Below are 19,997 nucleotides of genomic sequence, written 5' to 3'. Positions count from 1 at the left end.
CCCCCGTGTCATTCGCGGCGCTGGCCGGACGTGACCGTGGCGATCGCTTCGACCCGGTGCGTCGAACTCCCATGCACCAGTGGCATGTCGACCACGGTGCGGTGTTCGAGGACGTCGGGCAATGGAAACGTGCCCGCTTCTACCCGCGCGGCGGCGAGGACATGACGTCTGCCGTTCTACGCGAATGTGCCGCCGTCCGTTCAGGGGTCGGCATTCTCGACGGTTCGACACTTGGCGTCATCGACGTCGCCGGCCGCGACGCGCCCGCCTTCCTCGACATGCTCTACACCAACATGATGAGCACCCTGCCGGTCGGCAGTATCCGCTACGGGGTGATGTGCGGACCCGACGGCATGGTGAAGGACGACGGCACCGTGATGCGTATCGCCGACGATCGCTACACGGTCTACACCACCACCGGGAACGCGGCGGCAGTCCTCGACTGGATGGAGGAGTGGCATCAGACCGAATGGCCGCAGCTGCAGGTGTTTACCACGTCGCTGACCGACCATGTTGCGACGTTCCCTGTCGTCGGTCCGCGGTCGCGCGACGTCGTGGGAGCCGTCTTCACCGAGCTGGACGTCAGCAATGACGCCTTCGGCTTCATGCAGTGGCACGACACCACGTTCGGCGGCGTACCTGTCCGAATCGGGCGTGTCAGCTTCTCCGGCGAGCTCGCGTTCGAGGTCAATGTGGCCGCGGAGTACGCGCTGGACATCTGGCACGCACTACTCGACGCCGGAGAGCCTCACCAGATCGCCCCCTACGGAACCGAGACCATGCACGTTCTGCGCGCGGAGAAGGGGTATCCGATCATCGGCCAGGACACCGATGGCACCGTGACGCCCCATGATCTCGGCATGAGCTGGGTGGTGTCGAAGAAGAAGGCCGACTTCATCGGCAAGCGTTCGTTCGCGCGGGCGTCGAACACCGACCCGTTGCGCAAGCACTTCGTCGGACTGCTCCCCACGGATGCGTCGACCGTACTGCCGGAAGGATCACAGATCGTCGCGCTCAGCGTCGACGGCACGCTGCCGCCCCCGCCGGTGCCCATGCTGGGCCACATCACGTCGAGCTATCGCAGCGCAGCGCTCGGGCGTCCCTTCGCGTTGGCCCTGCTGAAGGGTGGACGCGACCTCGTGGGTACGCGGGTGTCCGTACCCGTCGGTGACCGCCTCGTCGAAGCGGAGGTCACCTCTCCCGTGCTCGTCGACCCGGAAGGAACCCGACGCGATGGCTGACACCTCGCTCGCACCACGCTCACCGCTGGACGGCTGGGCGTCGACGTTCGATGCGCTCGCGCCAGCGGTGTACCTCGCCGAAACCCCTGTGGCCCAAGCGATCGTCCGCACCACCGATGCCGATGCCATTACACACCTCGCCCTACCGGGCGTCTGCGCGATGCGTCGCCACGACGACGGTGAGGTCGCCGTCTGGCTCGGACCCGACGAATGGCTGCTCTACCGCGCATACGTCAGCGGCCACGAGTTCGCAGCAGACATCGCTGCCCGCGGTCGCGACGGCGCATACGTCATGGACGCGACCGGGCAGCGTACCCGCCTCGTCCTCGGCGGACCCCACGCGCGCACGATAGTGGCCCACGGGTGCGCCATCGATCTGTCGGACACGGCATTCCCCGTAGACCGCGCCGTCTCGACCCTGCTGGCGCAGACCGGCGTCGTCATCCATCGGTCGACTCACGAATCACCCGATGGACTCGCGTTGTTCGTGCGCTCCTCGTTCGCCGACCATCTCGCCCAGTGGCTCGTCGACGCCGCGACGGAGTACGTGGTTCTCGACTCCTCGGCCCCATAGCGAAAGCACAGCCCATGCCGTCCACTTTCACGCTGACCCTCCGCTGCCCGTCCCGCGGAGGCATCATGCACGCGGTCTCCTCGTTCCTCTACAGCCACGGTTGCGAGGTCATCGACCACCGACAGTTCGACGATCCGACCACCCACACGTTGTTCGTACGAACCGAATTCGTGTCGGCGCGGCAATCGAGCGCCACCGACATCACTCGTGCGTTCGAGCATCTCGCCGCCGGGATCGACGCCGAGTTCGAGATCCACGACCAGACGCCGGCGCGAATCGTCGTCATGGTCTCGCGACTCGGGCACTGTCTCAACGACCTGATCTTCCGCTGGCGTGCGGGCACACTCGGGGGTGAGCTCGTCGCCGTCGTCTCCAATCACGTCGATCTCGAACCGATGGCCACGTCCGCGGGACTGCCGTTCCGGCATCTACCGGTCTCACCGGACACCAGGGCCGACGCCGAGACACGGCTGTTGGCCACGATCGACGAGTTCGACGCCGACCTCGTCGTCCTCGCCCGCTACATGCAGATCCTGTCCGACGAGACCTGTGCGAGACTGCGTGGCCGAGCGATCAACATCCACCACTCGTTCCTGCCCGGCTTCAAGGGCGCCAAACCGTATCACCAGGCACACGAACGCGGTGTCAAATACGTCGGCGCCACAGCACATTACGTGACCGCAGACCTCGATGAGGGACCGATCATCGAGCAGGAGGTCATCCGCATCGACCACACCCACGACCCGCACCGACTGGCCACCGTCGGCAGCGATGCCGAAGCTCTGGCACTCTCCCGCGCGGTGCGTTGGCACAGCGAGAACCGAGTGTTGATGAACGGCACCAGCACCGTGGTCTTCAGCTAGATCCGCACGTTCACACCAGATCCCGCAGGGCACCGGATCCCCACAAGCGCCAGATCCCCACAAGAAGGAAAAGCCTCATGCCAACACCCACAGTCGTCATCGTCGGCGCGGGGATCGTCGGGACCTCACTCGCCGACGAACTCACCGCGCGCGACTGGACCGACGTCACCGTCCTCGACCGCGGTCCGCTCTTCGCCACGGGCGGATCGACCTCGCACGCACCGGGACTCGTCTTCGCGACCAATCCGTCGAAGACGATGACCGAACTCGCCACGTACACGCTCGAGAAGTTCTCGGCGCTCGAGCACCCCGACGGCTGGTGTTTCAGCCATCTCGGCGGGCTGGAAGTGGCGACGACCGAGGCCCGGCTCGACGATCTCCACCGCAAGGCGGGATGGGCGGCCTCGCGCGGCGTCGAACACGAAATCCTTTCTCCCGAACAATGTCACGCGAAGTACCCACTCCTCGATCCCGACCGGATCGTCGGCGGATACTTCACCCCGCGAGACGGTCTCGCCAAGGCATTGCGCGCCGCGCAGGCACAGGCTGCGCGCGCGGCATCGCGCGGTGCTCGGTTCGTCGGCAATACCGACGTGATCGACGTCGTCGAACAGAACGGCGAGGTGCGCGGGGTGCGGACGTCCACCGGGGTCGTCGACGCCGACATCGTGGTGTGCTGCACCGGGTTCTGGGGCAGAGAGTTCGGGAGTCGTGTCGGACTGACCATTCCGCTTGTGCCGATGGCCCACCAGTACGCGTACACGACACCACTCGAATCGCGCCGTGGCGTCAATTCCGAGCTGGCAGAAGCGTCGTTGCCGATCCTGCGCCACCAGGACCACGACCTCTACTACCGCGAACACGGCGACCGACTCGGTATCGGCTACTACGGCCACCGACCCATGCCAGCCGACGTCGGCGCACTCGACTACGACACGACGATCTCGCTCGACGAGATGCCGTCGAAACTGATGTTCACGCCGGACGACTTCGCCGACGCATGGGAACAGACCGTGTCGCTCATCCCCGAACTGTCCACCGGCAAGGTCGACGACGGCTTCAACGGCATCTTCTCCTTCACACCCGACGGGCACTCGGTGGTCGGAGAGCATCGGGAACTGAAGGGGTTCTGGGTCGCCGAGGCGGTCTGGGTCACGCACTCCGCGGGTATCGCGCGCACGGTCGCCGAGTGGATGGTCGACGGGACGCCCGGCGTCGACACCCACGAGTTCGATCTGTATCGCTTCGAGAAAGCGGCCCTCACCGACGACTACATCCTGACGAGTAGTTCGCAGTCGTTCGTCGAGGTCTACGACATCATCCATCCGCACGACCAGCCCGCCGCACCGCGTGGCGTTCGCACCAGCCCGTTCTACGACCGCGAGGTCGACCTCGGCGCGCAGTTCTGGGTCGGCGGGCTGTGGGAGCGACCGGCATGGTTCGAGGCCAACGGTCCACTGCTCGATGAGCTCGTCGCCGGCGGCCTGCAGGTTCCGCAACGCGACGACTGGTCGGCGCGGCACTGGTCGCCTATCTCGGTCGCCGAGGCGTCGTGGACCCGCAGCCACGTCGCGATGTACGACATGACGCCGCTGACACGCTACGAGGTCTCCGGACCGGGTGCGGTCGAATTCCTGCAACAGCTGACCACCAACGACGTCGACAAGTCGGTGGGATCGATCACCTACACACTGATGCTCGACGACGCCGGCGGCATTCGCTCGGATCTGACCGTTGCCCGGCTCGGCGTCGAACTATTCCAGGTGGGCGCCAACGGACCGATCGACCTCGACTGGCTGTCCCGACATCTGCCGGCCGACCGCAGCGTGACCCTGCGCGACATCACGGGTGCCACCTGCTGCATCGGGCTCTGGGGTCCGTTGGCCCGCGAGGTCCTCGCACCGCTCACCCCGACCGACCTCACCAACGACGGGCTCCGATACTTCCGTTGTGTTCGGACAACGATCGGCTCCGTGCCCGTGACGCTGATGCGGGTTTCCTACGTGGGAGAACTCGGCTGGGAGATCTACACCGACGCCGAGTACGGCCGGGGTCTGTGGGACCTCCTGATGATCGCGGGGCAGGCGCAGAAGATCATCGCCGCGGGACGAATCGCGTTCAACTCCTTGCGGATCGAGAAGGGGTATCGATCAGCGGGTGTCGACATGACCACAGAGCACACGCCTGCGGCCGCTGGACTCGATTTCGCGGTGCGGATGACCAAGGACGATTTCGTCGGCAAGAAGGCGCTCGCGCACCGAACCTGCTCGTCGCGCCTGCGCACGCTGCGCTTGGACGACCCCGCCGCGGTCGTACTCGGAAAAGAGCCGGTGAGCGTCGACGGAGATGTCGTCGGATATGTCACGAGCGCGGGGTGGTCGCCCACTGTCGGTGCCTGTCTCGCGTACGCGTGGCTTCCGTCGGATCTGCCCGATTCGACCGCCCTTGAGGTCGATTACTTGCGCACGTCGTATGGTTCCTTAGTGATCTCGGATCCTGTGTTCGACCCCGAGATGGCACGAATCAAGCAGTAAGTGTCGACCGCTACCTGCGAAATGAGGCGCCATGGCGAACCTGAACGAAGTGCGAAAACGCTACACCCTCGACCCTGTGGTCTTCGGGGTGACCGCAGCACTCATCATCGCGTTCCTCATCTGGGGACTGGTCAAACCTCATAATCTCTCGTCCGTCTCGTCGGACGTCCTGAACTGGATCACCGACAACCTCGGCTGGCTGTTCATCCTCACCTCGACCGCCTTCGTGATCTTCGCGATCTGGCTGGCGGTCAGCAAGTACGGTCGGATTCCGCTCGGCAAGGACGGCGACAAACCCGAATACCGCACCGTGAGTTGGATCGCGATGATGTTCAGCGCGGGCATGGGCATCGGTCTGATGTTCTTCGGTGCATACGAACCGCTGTTCCACTTCGTCAAGGCACCACCGGGTTATTCGGCGCGCGACGTCCAGGTCGCCATGGCAACGACCATGTTCCACTGGGGATTCCACCCGTGGGCCATGTACGCGGTGGTGGGTCTGGCCATCGCGTACTCCACGTATCGCCTCGGTCGCAGTCAGCTCATGAGCGCGGTGTTCGCTCCGCTGCTGGGCAATTCGGCGAACGGCCCCATCGGCAAGATCATCGACATCCTCGTGATCTTCGCGACGCTGTTCGGCACCGTCGCCTCGCTGGGGCTCGGTGCGCTGCAGATCGGTTCCGGCCTCGACAAGGTGGGCTGGGTCAAGAGCCCGTCGACCATGGTGCTGGTCACGATCATCGCGGTACTCACCGCGGCATTCGTCGCCTCGGCTGTCTCCGGCATCGCCAAGGGCATCCAGTGGCTGTCGAACATCAACATGGTGCTCGCGCTGATCCTCGCGGTCTTCGTCTTCGTGGTCGGCCCCACCGTGTTCATCCTCAACCTGTTGCCCACCACGATGGGCGCGTACGCCAACGACGTCCTCGGCTTCTCGGCGCGGTCGGGTGCCACCGTCGACGCCGACGGCGAGAGCTGGTTGGCCTCGTGGACCATCTTCTACTGGGCGTGGTGGGTGTCCTGGACGCCCTTCGTCGGTATGTTCCTGGCGAAGATCTCCAAAGGCCGCACCATCCGTGAGTTCGTCGTCGGAGTCATGATCGTCCCGACCGTCGTGTCGCTGCTGTGGTTCTGCATCTTCGGCGGGTCGGCGATCCGGCAGTTCACCGACGGAAAACTGCCCTTCGATCCCGACACGAGCGCGAGCGAGGACACCCTGTTCGACGTCCTGGCGAACCTGCCGTGGACAGCGATCGCCTCAGCCCTGGTGATGATTCTCGTCGCCATCTTCTTCGTCTCCGGAGCCGACTCGGCGTCGTTGGTGATGGGCACGCTCTCACAACGCGGGTCACCCGAACCGAGCCGGTGGGTCACGATCTTCTGGGGTGTCTCGACCGGTGCGGTCGCCGCGGTGCTGCTGGCCGTCAGCGGCGACGACGGGCTCAACGGCATCAAACAGATGGCCATCATCGCTGCCCTGCCGTTCGTCCTGGTGATGGTGGGCATGTGCGTGTCGCTGTACATGGACCTGCGTCGCGATCCCCTGATCGTCGCGCGGACCATGCTGTCCGAACGCGTCGACGAGCACATCCGCGAAGAAGCAGTCAAGATCGAGACCAGCGAGTTCGCCGCACTCGATCCCGAGTCCGGCGATCCGATCGTCCCGCCCGTCAACGACACGGTCGAGACGAACTTCACCGGGGCACGCGTGCCCGGGGCGAAAGGCGACAGAAACGAATGACCACACCGCTCGCAGGCTTGATCGGCACGCACCAGCTCTACATCGACGGCGCATGGCGCTCGGCGTCCGACGGCGGTGTCCGAGCACTGATCAACCCTGCGACCGGAGCGGAGTTCGTCTCCGTCGACGAGGCCACCCCTGAGGATGCACGAGCCGCCGTCGCCGCGGCGCGCGCGACATTCGACGCGGGCGAGTGGTCGGCGACGACCGTGGCCGACAGGGCCGCGCTGCTGCGTCGCATCGCCGACCTCCTCGTCCGCGACAAGGCCGAACTCGCCCGCATCGAGACGCTCGACACCGGGAAGACCCTGGCGGAAAGTGAGATCGACATCGACGATGTCGAATCGGTCTTCCGCTACTACGCGGCGCTGATCGAGACCTCCGCCGACCGGGTGGTCGACGTGGGTAACCCAGCGGTGATCAGCCGCGTGGTGCGTGAGCCGATCGGCGTCTGTGTCCTCATCGCGCCGTGGAACTATCCGCTCCTGCAGATCTCCTGGAAGATCGCGCCGGCACTCGCCGCGGGCTGCACGATGGTCGTCAAACCCAGCGAGGTGACGCCACTGTCGACCATCGCGTTCGTCAGGCTGTGCGAGGAGGCAGGCGTCCCGGCCGGGGTGGTCAACCTCGTGCAGGGTTCCGGTGCTGCTCTCGGCTCCGCGCTCACCGACAATCCCGATGTCGACTTCATCTCGTTCACCGGTGGACTGCAGACCGGCATCGTGATCTCCGAGACCGCGGCCAAACACGTCACCAAGGTCGCCGTCGAACTCGGCGGGAAGAACCCCCACATCGTCTTTCCCGACGCCGAGTGGGAGTCGTCGGTCGATCAGGTGCTCACCGGCGTCTTCCTGCATTCCGGACAGGTCTGCTCGTCAGGCACTCGCCTCATCGTGCACTCGTCGATCGCCGACGACTTCGTCGACGCCCTGGTGGCCGGGGCCGGCACGATTCGCATGGGCGATGGGCTCGACCCGACCAGCAAGACCGGCCCCCTGGTGTCGCAGGCACAACTCGACAAGATGCACGCCTACGTCGCAGCCGCCAAGGACGAGGGCGCGGTACTGCGTTGCGGTGGCGGTCGACCGGACCGCGATGACCTCGATCCGGGAGGATACTTCTTCTCCCCCACCATCTTCGACCACTGCGACCGGTCGATGGCGATCGTCCGCGACGAGACGTTCGGACCGATCCTCACCGTCGAGCGCTTCGACACCGAGGAGCAGGCACTCGCCCTCGGGAACGACACCTCCTACGGGCTCGCCGCAGGCGTCCGGACGTCCGACGCCGCGCTCGGCGAACGCATGGTGCGCGGCCTCCGTCACGGAACGGTGTGGCTCAACGACTTCGGCTACTACACACCAGCCGCCGAATGGGGAGGATTCGGCAAGTCCGGTAACGGCCGAGAGCTCGGGCCAACAGGGCTCGCGGAATATCAAGAGACAAAGCACATCTGGCACAACACCGCGCCGTCGGCGTCGCGGTGGTTCGGACCGGAATGATCACATGATGAGGAACCATGGCCACAGAGTCCACGCCGACATCCACGCCGTCGACGACACCGGGGGCCGACGGCCTCGAAGACTTCGGATACAAACAGTCACTCGACCGTAGTATCGGTAAGTTCGCGAGCTTCGCCGCCGGCGTCAGCTACATTTCGATCCTCACCGGCACCTTCCAACTCTTCTATTTCGGTTTCGGCACAGCAGGACCCGCCTATCTGTGGTCGTGGCCCATCGTCTTCGTCGGACAGCTCTGCGTCGCACTGTGTTTCATGGAACTCGCGGCCAAGTACCCGGTGGCGGGGTCGGTCTACAACTGGGCCAAGCGGCTGGGCACCCAACTCGTCGGCTGGTCGGCGGGATGGCTGATGCTGACGGCGTCTATCGTGACGCTCGCCGCCGTCGTACTGGCACTACAGCTCAATCTGCCCCGACTGTGGAGTGGCTTTCAGATCTACGGCGACGGCACCACTGCGACGTCGTACGCGGTGAACGCCGTCATCCTCGGTGCGATTCTCATCGCGATCACCACCGCGATCAACGCGTGGAGTGTTCGTCTCATGGCGCTGATCAACAGCGTCGGGGTGTTCGTCGAATTGATCGCAGCCGTACTCATCGTAGTCATCCTCGCGTGCAACGTCACTCGCGGCCCCCAGGTCTTCTTCTCCACGCACGGCTACGGTGCCGGCGAGAGTGGCGGGTATCTCGGCGCCTTCCTTGTCGCGTCACTGGCCTCCGGCTACGTCATGTACGGGTTCGACACCGCCAGTTCTCTCGGCGAGGAGACCGTCGAACCTCGACGCACGGCCCCCAAGGCGATCCTGCGCGCCATCCTTGCATCGTTCGTGATCGGCGGCGCGATACTGGTGTTCGCGATCATGGCGGCCCCGGATCTCGACGACCCGAAGCTCGGTCGGCCTGACGGCAGCCTGCAGTACATCGTCGAGGCGGTAATGTGGGGCCCGCTCGGCAAGATCTTCCTCGTCGCGATCGTCATCGCGGTCATCGTGTGTTCGCTCGCGGTGCACACCGCCGCGATCCGCCTGATGTTCGCGATGGCGCGCGACAACGCACTGCCGTTCGGGGCACACCTGGCGAAGGTCGATCCCAAGCGTCAGACACCGGTGATTCCGGCCTTCGTGATCGGCATCCTCGCCGTGCTCATCCTGGTCGTCAACATCGGCCAGCCGAAGATCTTCACGGTGCTCACGTCGATCGCGATCATCATGATCTACCTTGCCTATCTCTTGGTGACGATGCCCATGCTGCTCAAGCGGTTTCGAGGAGAGTGGCCGCCGAAGGATCTCGCCGAGGGCGGGTACTTCACGATGGGCCGCTGGGGTCTGGCGGTCAATCTCCTCGCCGTCGTCTGGGGCATCGGTATGGCGCTGAACCTGGCGTGGCCGCGCTCCGCTGTCTACGGCACACCGTGGTTCAACACGTGGGGCGCCTTCGTCTACATCGGGATCATCCTCGGCCTCGGGTTGCTCTGGTACTTCACGGTGGGGCGTCGCCACATCGGGACCCTCGCGTCGCATGCGAGTTCACCCGCAGACGTGATCGGCGGAGGTCTCTGACATGAATCCTTCGCACGCTGTCTACGACTACGTCATCGCCGGCGGTGGTACCGCGGGATGTGTTCTCGCTGCGCGCCTCTCGGAGGACCCCGAGGTCACCGTCTGCCTCATCGAAGCGGGTCCGAGCGACGTCGACGATCCCGCCATCCTCGTGTTGGCCGACTGGATGCACCTGCTCGATTCCGGCTACGACTGGGACTACCCCGTCGAGCCGCAGGAGAAGGGCAACAGCTTCCTGCGGCACGCGCGTGCGAAGGTTCTCGGCGGGTGTTCGTCGCACAATTCGTGTATCGCGTTCTGGCCCCTGGCGCAGGGTCTGTCCGACTGGGAGGCGATGGGCGCCACGGGGTGGGGGCCCGACGGAGTACTGCCGTATGTATCGCGCGTCGAGAACAACGTGGCGACGGGTACATACCAGGGCTACCCGCATGGTCACAGCGGGCCGGTCGAGTTGCGCGACGTACCACCGAACGATCCGTGCGGGCAGGCAGTGCTGGATTCCGCGGCCAAGGTCGGGCTGCCGACCGTCGCCTTCAATCGCAACGACTGGCAACTGAATGCGGCCGGCTGGCTGCAGATCAACGCCAACGCGCGGGGCGAACGGATGTCGTCGTCGCACGCGTATCTGCATCCGATACTGGGCAAACGGCCCAATCTCACCGTGCTGACCGAGAGTTGGGTCAGCGAGATCGTGATCGATGACGCGCTGCGCGCGACGGGCGTGCGATATCTACGACCGGATCTCACTGGATACGACACCGCCGATGCCCGTCGTGAGGTGATCGTGACCGCGGGCGCCATCGATACGCCGAAACTGTTGATGCTCAGCGGTATCGGACCCGCCGCGCACCTGCGTGAGGTCGGGGTTCCGGTGCGCGTCGATTCGCCCGGCGTCGGCGAGAATCTCGACGATCACGTCGAAGGTCTCGTCTTCTGGGAGGCATCGCGGCCCATGGTCACCGAGTCGACGCAGTGGTGGGAGATCGGGCTGTTCGCGACCACGCAGGACGGTCTCGACCACTCGGACCTGATGATGCACTACGGCAGTGTGCCATTCGACATGAACACGCTGCGCTGGGGCTATCCGACCGCCGAGTCGGCATTCTGCCTCACTCCCAATGTGACGCAGGGCCTTTCACGTGGCACGGTCACGCTGCGGTCGCGCGATTTCCGTGATCGGCCGCGCGTCGACCCGCGATACTTCACCGACCCAGACGGGCACGACGAGGCCGTGATGCTCGCCGGCATCAGACTCGCGCGTGAGATCGGTGCGCAGAGCCCTCTGGCCGAATGGATCGAACGCGAACTCGCACCGGGGATCGACGCCGTCACTGACGACGAACTCGTCGACTACATGCACAAGACGCACAACACCGTCTACCATCCTGCGGGGACGGCGCGGATGGGCGCGACATCGGACCCGATGGCAGTGCTCGACCCCGAATTGCGTGTCAAGGGCGTCACGGGGCTGCGGGTCGTCGACGCTTCGGCGATGCCGAAGCTCCCCGTCGTCAACCCGAACATCACCGTGATGACCATGGCCGAGAAGTGCGCCGACCTGATCACGACGGCGCACCGCGGACGATGACAGCCAGCAGAGCGACGGGCGCGGCGGTACGTACACAACTCGCACCTCAGCGGGGTGTCGAGGAGATTATTGTCGTGGCGCCCCGCTCACGTCCACATTGTGTACGGAGACAATTGGGTGTACGGAGACAACCGGGTGTACGGAGACAACCGGCCCGGCCGGTCGAACCGCAAAGGTAGGCTCATGAGCATCATGAGCACAGACGACGCACCCGGCAGTGACCGGGCTGCGGCCGCTGACGCGCCCGACGGTGACCGGGCTGCGGCCGCTGACGCGCCCGACGGTGACCGGGCTGCGGGCGGCGCCGTGCAGTCCGTCGACCGCGCCCTACGGATCATGGAGCTCATCGCCGACGCCGGTACCGCGGGGATCACCGAGCTGTCCGTCGCTCTCGGCGTGCACAAGTCGACAGTCTCGAGAATCGTCGCGTCGCTGGAGTCACGCGGCTTCGTGGAGCAGGCCCCTGGTGGTCGGAAGTACCGCATCGGATTCACGGTGGTCCGACTCGCCGGCTCGACCACGGCCACCACCGACCTCGCCAAGCTCGGGCAGGACGTCTGCGACGAGGTCGCCGAGAGAACCGGCGAGACAACGAATCTCGCTGTCCTCGACGCCGCGCAGGCCATCAACGTCGTCGAATCGCAGGGATCGTCGAGCGTCGCGTTGAAAACCTGGATCGGCCAACCGTCACCGGCGCACGCCACGTCCTCGGGAAAGGCGCTGCTCACCGGCCTGAGTGAAGCCGAACTGCGTGCGCTCTACCCCGGCGGTCTGCCAGGTTTCACCGACAACACCATCACCGACGTCGACGAGCTCGTCGCCGACGTCGCCACCTCGGCCGCACGCGGTTGGGCACTCGCCGACGAGGAGCTGGAGGTCGGGCTGGTCGCGCTGGCCGCCCCCGTCCGCGATCACTCGGGAGCTGTCGTCTCCGCGCTCAGCATCTCCGGACCGCGCTACCGCCTCGACCCCGCGGACGCCCCCGAACTGGCCGAGGGCGTGGTCCGGGCGGCGAACACGGTCAGTCGGCGCCTGGGCTACCGCGGCTGACCACGCGGCTCGATGTGGGGCCGGTCGGGTCCGGCCCCGTGTGTTCACCGCTGGACTCGATTCACTGTCCGGGCAGCAGTTCCCGCACGGCGTCGATCGTGTCGGCCTCCGCGGCGGTCTTGTCCGGCCGGTACCGCAGCACACGCGCGAACCTCAATGCCACGCCACCGGGATACCTCGAACTCCGCTGAACCCCGTCGAGTTCGATCTCGACGACGATCTCCGGCCGCAGGAACACCGTGTACTCGGTGCGCGACACCTCATGCAGTGGGAACTCGTCGGTCTGCCAGCGGAGGATCTCGTCGGTGAGCCCCTTGAACGTCTTTCCGACCATCACCGGCGGTCCGCCGTCAGGGTCCCGCGCGCCGAGATGCAGATTCGACAGCCACCCTCGTCGACGCCCCGATCCCCACTCTGCGGCGATCACCACCAGGTCGAGTGTGTGGACGGGCTTGACCTTCTGCCACGACCGCCCTCGACGTCCCGCCGCATAGACACCGCTGCGCGACTTCACCATGACGCCCTCGTGTCCGGCGGCGATCGCGGCGTCGAACTGGGCCTGCGCCTGCATCGGGTCGGTGACCGAGGGGATGCGGAACTGCGGCGCAACGGAGTTGAGCGCGTCGAGTCGCTGTGCGAGGGGTAGGTCGATCAGATCGACCCCATCGAGATGCAGACAGTCGAAAAAGAAGGGCTGCAGCAGACGCGGGTTCTGTTCGTCGACCGCCGAACCGAACCTGCTCATCGTTTCCTGGAACGGCCGTGGACGTCCATCGTCGCTGAGCATCAGCGTCTCACCGTCGAGAATGACGGTGTCACAGGGAAGATCGCGCACCGCGGCAACGATGTCCGGTACGCGACTCGTCACGTCGCGCAATGTGCGTGTGAACACTTTCACGTCATCATCGTTGCGGTGCACCTGGATTCGCGCGCCGTCGAGTTTGAAGTCGACGACGACGTCCGGTCCGAGATCGGCGACCGCCGACGTCAGGTCGTCCGCGGGGGTCGCCAGCATCGGCGCGATGGCCCGACCGACTTCGAGGCGCACGCCGGCGAGTGCCTCTTCGCCGCCACGGGCTGCGAGGACCGCCGTCTCAGACAGAGACCCGGTCAGCATGTGCGCCTTCCGAACCAGATCGACGCGCTGATCCGTCGCGGCAGCAACGGCGTCGACCATCAATCCTGCGAGAGAACCCTGCCGTAACTCGCCGGTCAGTAATCTTCGCAGGAACCCCTGCTCGTCATCGGTCGCACGCCCGAAAAGCCCTGCCAGATAGTCGGTTCGCGCGGCTGCCGAACCCGCGCCCCGCGCAGCGGCCAGCAGCTCGAACACGTCGTCGACGTCCACGACGTCGAGCATCGGCTCCGCGACAGGTGCGACGTCGAGTGCCGCCAATGAGCGCCATCCGACGCCGAGCTTGCCCTGCGGCACCTCGCCCGACAGCCATGTGACCACGATCGGCATCTCATCGGCCGAGGCGGCCCGCAGCAGTTCGACGAGCTCGGCGGTCTTTCGTTTGCGCGAGCGTGTGGCAGCCATCTCGGCCGACGCCGTGACCACACGAGTGAGCTTCACGAGGCACCCCCGCCGTCGGCAGCCCCCGAGGATGCACGGCCAGATCCAGCGGTTCCACCCGAGTCATCGCCCTCCGCCGGCGTCTTCGCCGACGTCGAATCCTCTCGGCGCGCAGCCTCGACGGCGTCGGGGTAGTCGGCCTCGTAAGCCCGCACAGCGGCGCCGACGGTCGCGAACACGTGGTCGGGATTCAATCCGGCGAGCACTCCTTCGGTGAGCAGGTCATCGCCGAGTTCGGGGTCGACGCCCGCCAGCACGAAGTGCGCATTCCGCTTGTGCACGAAGGTGATCAGATCTTTCAGCATCGTCGATGCCGTGTAGTCGACATCGCTGATCACCGTGCAGTCGAGCACCATCCATCGCACCGGATGCGGTGCCGCCTTCACCAGGGCCATGACCTCGTCGGCGAATCGACTCGCATTGGCGTAGAACAGGTCGGCGTCGTAGCGGAAGACGATCAATCCCGGCATCGATTCGGCGCCGGGCGTGGCGGACTCGTACCGCCGGTGACGTCCGTGGTCGGAAACGCCCACGACGAACCGCTCCGGCCGATACTGACGCCTGACCATCGCCAGCAGCGACGCCCCCATCGCTGTGATGACACCGGTCTGCACTCCGAACACCAGCACGACGACCGCGGTGAGTATCGCGATGGTGAATTCGTACCTGCGTACCCGCCACATGCGGCGAAACTGCGAGACGTCGATCAGCCGGACGGCGACCACCGCGACGATCGCCGACAGGACAGCATGCGGGAGGTAACCCAGCGCGTCGTCGAAGAAGACCACGACGATCAGCGCCACCACCGCCATCGTCACGTTGGCCACCTGGGTCCGACCGTGTTCTTCCTCGACCAGTTGGGTTTTCGTCGGACTGCCGTTGACGACGAACGTCGACGAGAAGCCCGCGACGATGTTCGCCGCCGACAGGCCGACGATGTCGCGGTTGACGTTGGCCTCCTCACCGTGACGCTGCGCGAAACTCCGCGATGTTGCCGCGCTCTGCGCGAGAATCACCACCGCGCAACCGATCGCCACCGTCGCAGCCTTCGGGATGTCGACCCAGGAGACACCATCGGGGAGTCCGAACTGTGGCCACCCTCCATGCAGAGTGTCGATCACCGGGACGTCGTCGGACCAGCCGAACGCGTAGACCACGACGATCGACGCGACAACGACGACGATCGGCATCGGTATCCGCGTCAACCAGCGCCGCCCCACCGCGAGCAGCAGCAGGGTTGCGACCGCGAAAGCCACTGCGGCCCAACGGATCGAACCAAGTTCCTGGAGTACGTGCTCCCATCGCTCCCAGATCCGCCCGTCGCTGCCCGAGATGCCGAGCATGCCAGGTATCTGCCCGGTGAGCACACTGATGCCGGTACCCGCGAGAAACCCGACAAGAACTGCGGTGGAGAGGAAGTCGCCGAGGAAGCCGAGTCGTGCGAGCCGCGCCACCGCGAGCATCACACCGGTCACGATCGCGATCAGCGAGGCGAATCCCAGCCACTCCGCCGAATCCGGTTGCAATCCGGCCACCCCGATGCCCGCGATGCCCGATCCGAGTATGGCCGCCGTCGCGGAGTCGGCTCCGACGACCATCAACCTCGACGATCCGATGACCGCGAAGACGACGGTCGGCAGGATGATCGTGTAGAGGCCGGACACGACCGGCACGTGAGCAATCGTGCTGTAGCCCATCGATTCCGGTATGGCCACAGCGGCGAGGGTGACACCGGCGAGGATGTCTGCGCGCAGCCAGCTGCGTTGGTACCCGCGCAATGCCGGTGGCAGTGTCCGACGCACCGTCGCCGAGCGCGTCTCCGCCGCGCTCACGCCCGCTGCCTGCGACTCGACGGTTCGCTCACCCCGCCGAGGTTACCCGGCGCGGCACCCACGACGCCCGCCTTGGCGCCGCAGGTTCGTGACGCAGCGCTACTTCGCCACGCAGCGCTGCTTCGTCATGCAGCGCTGCCGATGGCGGCGTCGCCACGGGGATCGCGCTCGGCACGCTTGCGTCCGAACCCGGCGGCGAGCACCGGTCCCAACGCCGGTCGGCCAGGTCCCAGGAACACCAACAGCAGCAGCGACCAGCAGAACAACGCTGCCGCTTCGCCCTCGTTCTCGATGGGGAACAGCCCGTCACCCTGGTGCTTCCAGAAGTACGCGACGGCCATCGCCCCGGAGCCGATGAACGCGGCGATCCGGGTGCCGACACCCGCAATGATCGCCGCACCGCCGATCAGTTCGATCATCGCGACCCACCACGACGGCCAGGCCCCGAATTCGGCGGTGACGCCCGAGTACGGCGGGATCGGCCATCCGAACAGCGTCGACGTGCCGTGGCACAGAAACAGGAATCCGACAACGATGCGGAACACGCCCAGTGCCCACGGCGCAGCCCTATCGAGTGAGGTAAGCATTACCTTACTATCAGGCAAGCGTGGGCGGTCCGCAACCCGTCACACCTCGGAGAGATCCACCGTTCGCGTCTCACGCACCGACCACGGCGCGATCAACGTCAGCACGCCGGCGACCGCGAGGTACACACCCACCCAGGCGACACCGAAATCGAGCACCGCAGTTTGCGAGGCCCGTACCGCCGTATCCCGGTGTCATCGGGTGACACCGGGATACGGCACAGAAGAGCACGGCGCTGAAGGTCCGGCGCTGGGACGGGCTGGCGGGGTCAGCTACCCCGTTTGATCCATTCCTCGAGGTGCGGTGCTTCGTCGCCGACCGTCGTGCCGTCTCCATGCCCGGTGTAGACCTTGGTCTCCGGATCGAGCACGAAGATCTTCTCCTTGATGGATTCGATGATCTTCGGGAAGCTCGAGAAGGAACGACCGGTCGCGCCCGGTCCGCCGTTGAAGAGCGTGTCGCCACTGAAGAGCACGCCGAGTTCCGGCGCGTAGATCACCGACGACCCCGGTGAATGGCCCGGCGTGTTGATGATTTTCAACGACGTCCCCGCGACCTCGATCTCCTGACCGTCGTCGAGGTTGCCGGGCGTCACATCGGGGTGGGTCTCGTTCCACAACATGTTGTCCCCGGGATGCAACAGGATCGGCGCTCCGGTTTCCTTCGACAATTCCGGTGCCACAGTGATGTGGTCGTTGTGGCCGTGTGTCAGCACGATTGCCTTGACGGTCCGGTCTCCGACAGCGTCGAGGATGGGCTTGGCGCTGTGCGCGGCGTCGATGATCACCACCTCGCTGTCGTCACCGACTATCCAGACGTTGTTGTCGACGTCCCAGGTACCGCCGTCGAGCGAGAAGGTGCCGGACGTGACCACATTGTCGATGCTCGCGTTGCTCATGATTTCAGCTCTACCACCGAGCGCAGTACCTTGCCGCCCTTCATCGCCTCGAACGCTGCCTCGACGTCCCCGAGTCCGACGCGTTCGGTGACGAACTTGTCGAGAGGGAGTCGGCCCTGCTCGTAGAGATCGATGAGCATCGGGAAGTCGCGCTCGGGCAGGCAGTCGCCGTACCACGACGACTTGAGCGACCCGCCCCGCGAGAAGTAGTCGACCAGCGGCAGCTCGAGCTTCATCTCCGGCGTCGGAACACCTACCAGCACAACGGTTCCGGCGAGGTCACGCAGGTAGAACGCCTGCTTGTAGGTTTCCGGCCGACCGACGGCGTCGACGACGACGTCCACGCCGTTGCCGTCGGTCAGGTCCTGTACAGCGGTGACGACGTCGTCAACCTCTGCGCCATTGATGGTGTGGGTCGCCCCGAGCTCGGTTGCCCACTCCAACTTCGCCGGGTCCCGGTCGATCGCGATGATCTTCGTGGCGCCCGCCAGTCGTGCGCCCGCGATGGCGGCGTCGCCGACTCCGCCGCAGCCGATGACCGCGACGGAGTCGCCGCGTCCGACGTTCCCGGTGTTCATCGCCGCGCCAAGCCCGGCCATCACGCCGCACCCCAGCAGACCGGCGACAGCGGGATCGGTCTCCGGATTGACCTTGGTGCACTGCCCCTCGTGGACGATCGTCTTCTCGATGAAGGCTCCGATGCCCAGCGCCGGGGTCAGTTCCGTTCCGTCGGTCAGCGTCATCGACTTCGACGCGTTGTGGGTGTTGAAGCAGTACCACGGCTTTCCGCGCTTGCAGGCGCGGCACTCGCCGCAGACAGCACGCCAGTTGAGGACGACGAAGTCGCCGACCTCGACGTGTGTCACCTCCGACCCGACGGCCTCGACGATGCCCGCTGCCTCGTGACCCAACAGGAACGGGTATTCGTCGTTGATGCCGCCTTCCTTGTACGCCAGGTCGGTATGGCACACGCCGCACGCCTCGATGTCGACGACGACGTCGTTGGGTCCCGGGTCGGGCACGACCACGTCGACGAGTTCCGTGGCCGCGCCCTTGCTGCGCGAGATGACTCCCTTGACCGTTTGCGACATTCCGCTTTCAACCTCTCGATGGTGAGAACCTTGTACTCAACACAGTCTTGTGGCAGGCCACGAGACATGCATCCATCCGAATGGATGGTTCTACCTGGTCGAAAGTACAGGAATGTCGCCCCTTCGTTGCTAGTGATCCAGCGACCGGTAGAGCGCGGTCTCGAAGTCCATGTACTTCGTGAATGACGTCGGATCACCGAATGGCAGGATCTGCGTCGCCCAGTATCCGCCGTAGCCGTTCTTCCGATCGATCCAGTAGAAGAGATTCGCCAACCCAGCCCAGCCCAGCGAACCCGCTGGACGTCCGGTCGGCGCCTGTTCATTGTTGATCATGAACGGAAGCGACCACGACTTCGATTGGCCGGGAAAGAATTCCGCATCGTTCGACAGCGACGGGATCACACCCGGAAGCATCGTCACCGGTAGGTCACCGAGATGGTTCTGCACAGCCATCTCGACGGTCTCCTGCTTGAGCACCCGGCCGTGCTCCCCGGCCCCGTCGTTGAGCCACATCCGGATGAACGTCATGTAGTCGCCCACAGTGCCGTACAGTCCGTGACCGCCGAAGTCGACCTCCGGCGGCGACGGCAACTCGAAGTCCATCGGGGTCAGAGACCCATCGGCGTTGCGCGCGTGCATTTCGGCGAGCCGCGGGCGGAAGTCCTCACGCAGAACGAAACTCATGTTCTCGATACCCAATGGCGCGAAGATCCGCTCCTCGAATACCTCTCCGAGCCGCTTGCCGCGAAGTCGCTCGACGACCTGCCCGACCCAGTCGAGGTTGGTGCCGTACTGCCATCGTTCGCCCGGGTCGAAGAGCAGTGGCGTGGTCAACGCGGCTTTGGTCGCCGTGATCACACTCGGCTGGCCCTGCTCGTCGGCGAGCCGGGAGTAGACCTCATCGAAGAAGTCGTATCCGAAACCGCCGGTGTGAGTGAGGAGTTGCCGCGTCGTCGGAATCGACTTCGGTGCCCGGAGCCTTGGTGCGCCATCGTCGTCGAAGCCCTCGATCACCTGGAGTTCGCCGATCTCGGGTGCGTAGTCGGATGCCGGACGGTCGAGGTCGAGCTGCCCCTCCTCCACGAGCTGCAATGCCGCGGTCGCGGTGATCGCCTTGGTGGTGGAGAAGAGCGCGAAGACGTCGTCCGTGGTGATTGCGGCGTCGCCGTCGATGCGACGCTTACCGGCAGCCCCCTCGTAGATGTTGCCGCTGCGATCCGTCACCATCGCCACGACACCCGCCACGGGTGCCTCGGCGTCGATCGCCGACTTCAGAACGGCGTCCTCCGACCGGGTGAGCGTGCCCCGGTCGACACCGGTGATTGAACTGGTCATCTGATCTGTC

The 19,997-nt window shown here is 65.5% G+C and carries 15 protein-coding genes; 9 read left to right on the top strand and 6 right to left on the bottom strand.

The annotated features are described in order from the left end of the window. From GOOTI_RS22560 to GOOTI_RS22520, 9 genes are all read left to right on the top strand, one after another. Positions 1–1,241, top strand: a 1,241-nt coding sequence (locus tag GOOTI_RS22560) for a glycine cleavage T C-terminal barrel domain-containing protein (RefSeq protein WP_007240915.1), incomplete at its 5' end; no start/stop codon positions are given. After that, on the top strand, positions 1,234–1,815 hold the full coding sequence (locus GOOTI_RS22555) for a sarcosine oxidase subunit gamma (protein WP_007240914.1): 582 nt from the start codon (positions 1,234–1,236) through the stop codon (positions 1,813–1,815). The genes GOOTI_RS22560 and GOOTI_RS22555, both read left to right, overlap by 8 nt. A 14-nt stretch (positions 1,816–1,829) precedes the next feature. Continuing rightward, positions 1,830–2,678 carry a formyltetrahydrofolate deformylase gene (purU, locus tag GOOTI_RS22550; RefSeq protein WP_007240913.1) on the top strand — a complete coding sequence of 283 codons (849 nt, stop codon included), beginning with the start codon at positions 1,830–1,832 and terminating at the stop codon, positions 2,676–2,678. Positions 2,679–2,755: 77 nt separating this feature from the next. After that, positions 2,756–5,212: a GcvT family protein gene (locus tag GOOTI_RS22545; RefSeq protein WP_007240912.1), complete on the top strand. Its 2,457-nt coding sequence runs from the start codon at positions 2,756–2,758 to the stop codon at positions 5,210–5,212. A gap of 31 nt (positions 5,213–5,243) precedes the next feature. After that, positions 5,244–6,953 carry a BCCT family transporter gene (locus GOOTI_RS22540; RefSeq protein WP_007240911.1) on the top strand — a complete coding sequence of 570 codons (1,710 nt, stop codon included), beginning with the start codon at positions 5,244–5,246 and terminating at the stop codon, positions 6,951–6,953. Next, positions 6,950–8,455, top strand: coding sequence for an aldehyde dehydrogenase family protein (locus GOOTI_RS22535; RefSeq protein WP_007240910.1), 1,506 nt, complete (start codon positions 6,950–6,952; stop codon positions 8,453–8,455). The genes GOOTI_RS22540 and GOOTI_RS22535 overlap by 4 nt, the downstream gene beginning before the upstream one ends. 17 nt (positions 8,456–8,472) lie before the next feature. Beyond that, on the top strand, positions 8,473–10,032 hold the full coding sequence (locus GOOTI_RS22530) for an APC family permease (RefSeq protein ID WP_007240909.1): 1,560 nt from the start codon (positions 8,473–8,475) through the stop codon (positions 10,030–10,032). A 1-nt stretch (position 10,033) separates the two neighbouring features. Beyond that, positions 10,034–11,620, top strand: a complete 1,587-nt coding sequence (locus tag GOOTI_RS22525) for a GMC family oxidoreductase (protein ID WP_007240908.1) — start codon at positions 10,034–10,036, stop codon at positions 11,618–11,620. Positions 11,621–11,812: 192 nt separating this feature from the next. After that, a complete protein-coding gene (locus tag GOOTI_RS22520; RefSeq protein ID WP_007240907.1) occupies positions 11,813–12,670 on the top strand; it encodes an IclR family transcriptional regulator in 858 nt (285 codons plus the stop codon). Between the two features lie 61 nt (positions 12,671–12,731). Here the strand turns inward: GOOTI_RS22520 and GOOTI_RS22515 are convergent, their stop codons facing one another. The 6 genes from GOOTI_RS22515 to acmB form a co-directional block, all read right to left on the bottom strand. Beyond that, the gene (locus tag GOOTI_RS22515; RefSeq protein WP_007240906.1) at positions 12,732–14,246 is read right to left on the bottom strand and encodes an ATP-dependent DNA ligase; all 1,515 of its coding nucleotides are present in this window, start codon (positions 14,244–14,246) and stop codon (positions 12,732–12,734) included. Further along, the gene (locus GOOTI_RS22510; RefSeq protein ID WP_007240905.1) at positions 14,243–16,078 is read right to left on the bottom strand and encodes a SulP family inorganic anion transporter; all 1,836 of its coding nucleotides are present in this window, start codon (positions 16,076–16,078) and stop codon (positions 14,243–14,245) included. Before GOOTI_RS22510 ends, GOOTI_RS22515 begins: the two co-directional genes overlap by 4 nt. A gap of 125 nt (positions 16,079–16,203) precedes the next feature. Then, positions 16,204–16,665, bottom strand: a complete 462-nt coding sequence (locus GOOTI_RS22505; RefSeq protein WP_007240904.1) for a DoxX family protein — start codon at positions 16,663–16,665, stop codon at positions 16,204–16,206. 266 nt (positions 16,666–16,931) lie between these two features. Then, positions 16,932–17,561, bottom strand: a complete 630-nt coding sequence (locus tag GOOTI_RS22500) for an MBL fold metallo-hydrolase (RefSeq protein WP_007240903.1) — start codon at positions 17,559–17,561, stop codon at positions 16,932–16,934. Next, positions 17,558–18,652 carry an S-(hydroxymethyl)mycothiol dehydrogenase gene (locus tag GOOTI_RS22495; protein ID WP_007240902.1) on the bottom strand — a complete coding sequence of 365 codons (1,095 nt, stop codon included), beginning with the start codon at positions 18,650–18,652 and terminating at the stop codon, positions 17,558–17,560. The genes GOOTI_RS22500 and GOOTI_RS22495 overlap by 4 nt, the downstream gene beginning before the upstream one ends. A 129-nt stretch (positions 18,653–18,781) precedes the next feature. Beyond that, positions 18,782–19,987, bottom strand: a complete 1,206-nt coding sequence (gene acmB, locus GOOTI_RS22490) for a methyl acetate hydrolase AcmB (RefSeq protein WP_007240901.1) — start codon at positions 19,985–19,987, stop codon at positions 18,782–18,784. Between the last annotated feature and the right edge of the window lie 10 nt (positions 19,988–19,997).

It is taken from the genome of Gordonia otitidis NBRC 100426 (assembly GCF_000248075.1).
Lineage (GTDB): Bacteria > Actinomycetota > Actinomycetes > Mycobacteriales > Mycobacteriaceae > Gordonia > Gordonia otitidis.
This window is presented reverse-complemented; position numbering and strand designations above follow the sequence as displayed.

What these genes read in the sequence shown, in the direction of transcription:
- GOOTI_RS22555 (WP_007240914.1), top strand. Translation starts at nt 1,234, where the DNA reads ATGGCTGACACCTCGCTCGCACCACGCTCACCGCTGGACGGCTGGGCG.
- purU (WP_007240913.1), top strand. Translation starts at nt 1,830, where the DNA reads ATGCCGTCCACTTTCACGCTGACCCTCCGCTGCCCGTCCCGCGGAGGC.
- GOOTI_RS22545 (WP_007240912.1), top strand. Translation starts at nt 2,756, where the DNA reads ATGCCAACACCCACAGTCGTCATCGTCGGCGCGGGGATCGTCGGGACC.
- GOOTI_RS22540 (WP_007240911.1), top strand. Translation starts at nt 5,244, where the DNA reads ATGGCGAACCTGAACGAAGTGCGAAAACGCTACACCCTCGACCCTGTG.
- GOOTI_RS22535 (WP_007240910.1), top strand. Translation starts at nt 6,950, where the DNA reads ATGACCACACCGCTCGCAGGCTTGATCGGCACGCACCAGCTCTACATC.
- GOOTI_RS22530 (WP_007240909.1), top strand. Translation starts at nt 8,473, where the DNA reads ATGGCCACAGAGTCCACGCCGACATCCACGCCGTCGACGACACCGGGG.
- GOOTI_RS22525 (WP_007240908.1), top strand. Translation starts at nt 10,034, where the DNA reads ATGAATCCTTCGCACGCTGTCTACGACTACGTCATCGCCGGCGGTGGT.
- GOOTI_RS22520 (WP_007240907.1), top strand. Translation starts at nt 11,813, where the DNA reads ATGAGCACAGACGACGCACCCGGCAGTGACCGGGCTGCGGCCGCTGAC.
- GOOTI_RS22505 (WP_007240904.1), bottom strand. Translation starts at nt 16,665, where the DNA reads ATGCTTACCTCACTCGATAGGGCTGCGCCGTGGGCACTGGGCGTGTTC.
- GOOTI_RS22500 (WP_007240903.1), bottom strand. Translation starts at nt 17,561, where the DNA reads ATGAGCAACGCGAGCATCGACAATGTGGTCACGTCCGGCACCTTCTCG.
- GOOTI_RS22495 (WP_007240902.1), bottom strand. Translation starts at nt 18,652, where the DNA reads ATGTCGCAAACGGTCAAGGGAGTCATCTCGCGCAGCAAGGGCGCGGCC.
- acmB (WP_007240901.1), bottom strand. Translation starts at nt 19,987, where the DNA reads ATGACCAGTTCAATCACCGGTGTCGACCGGGGCACGCTCACCCGGTCG.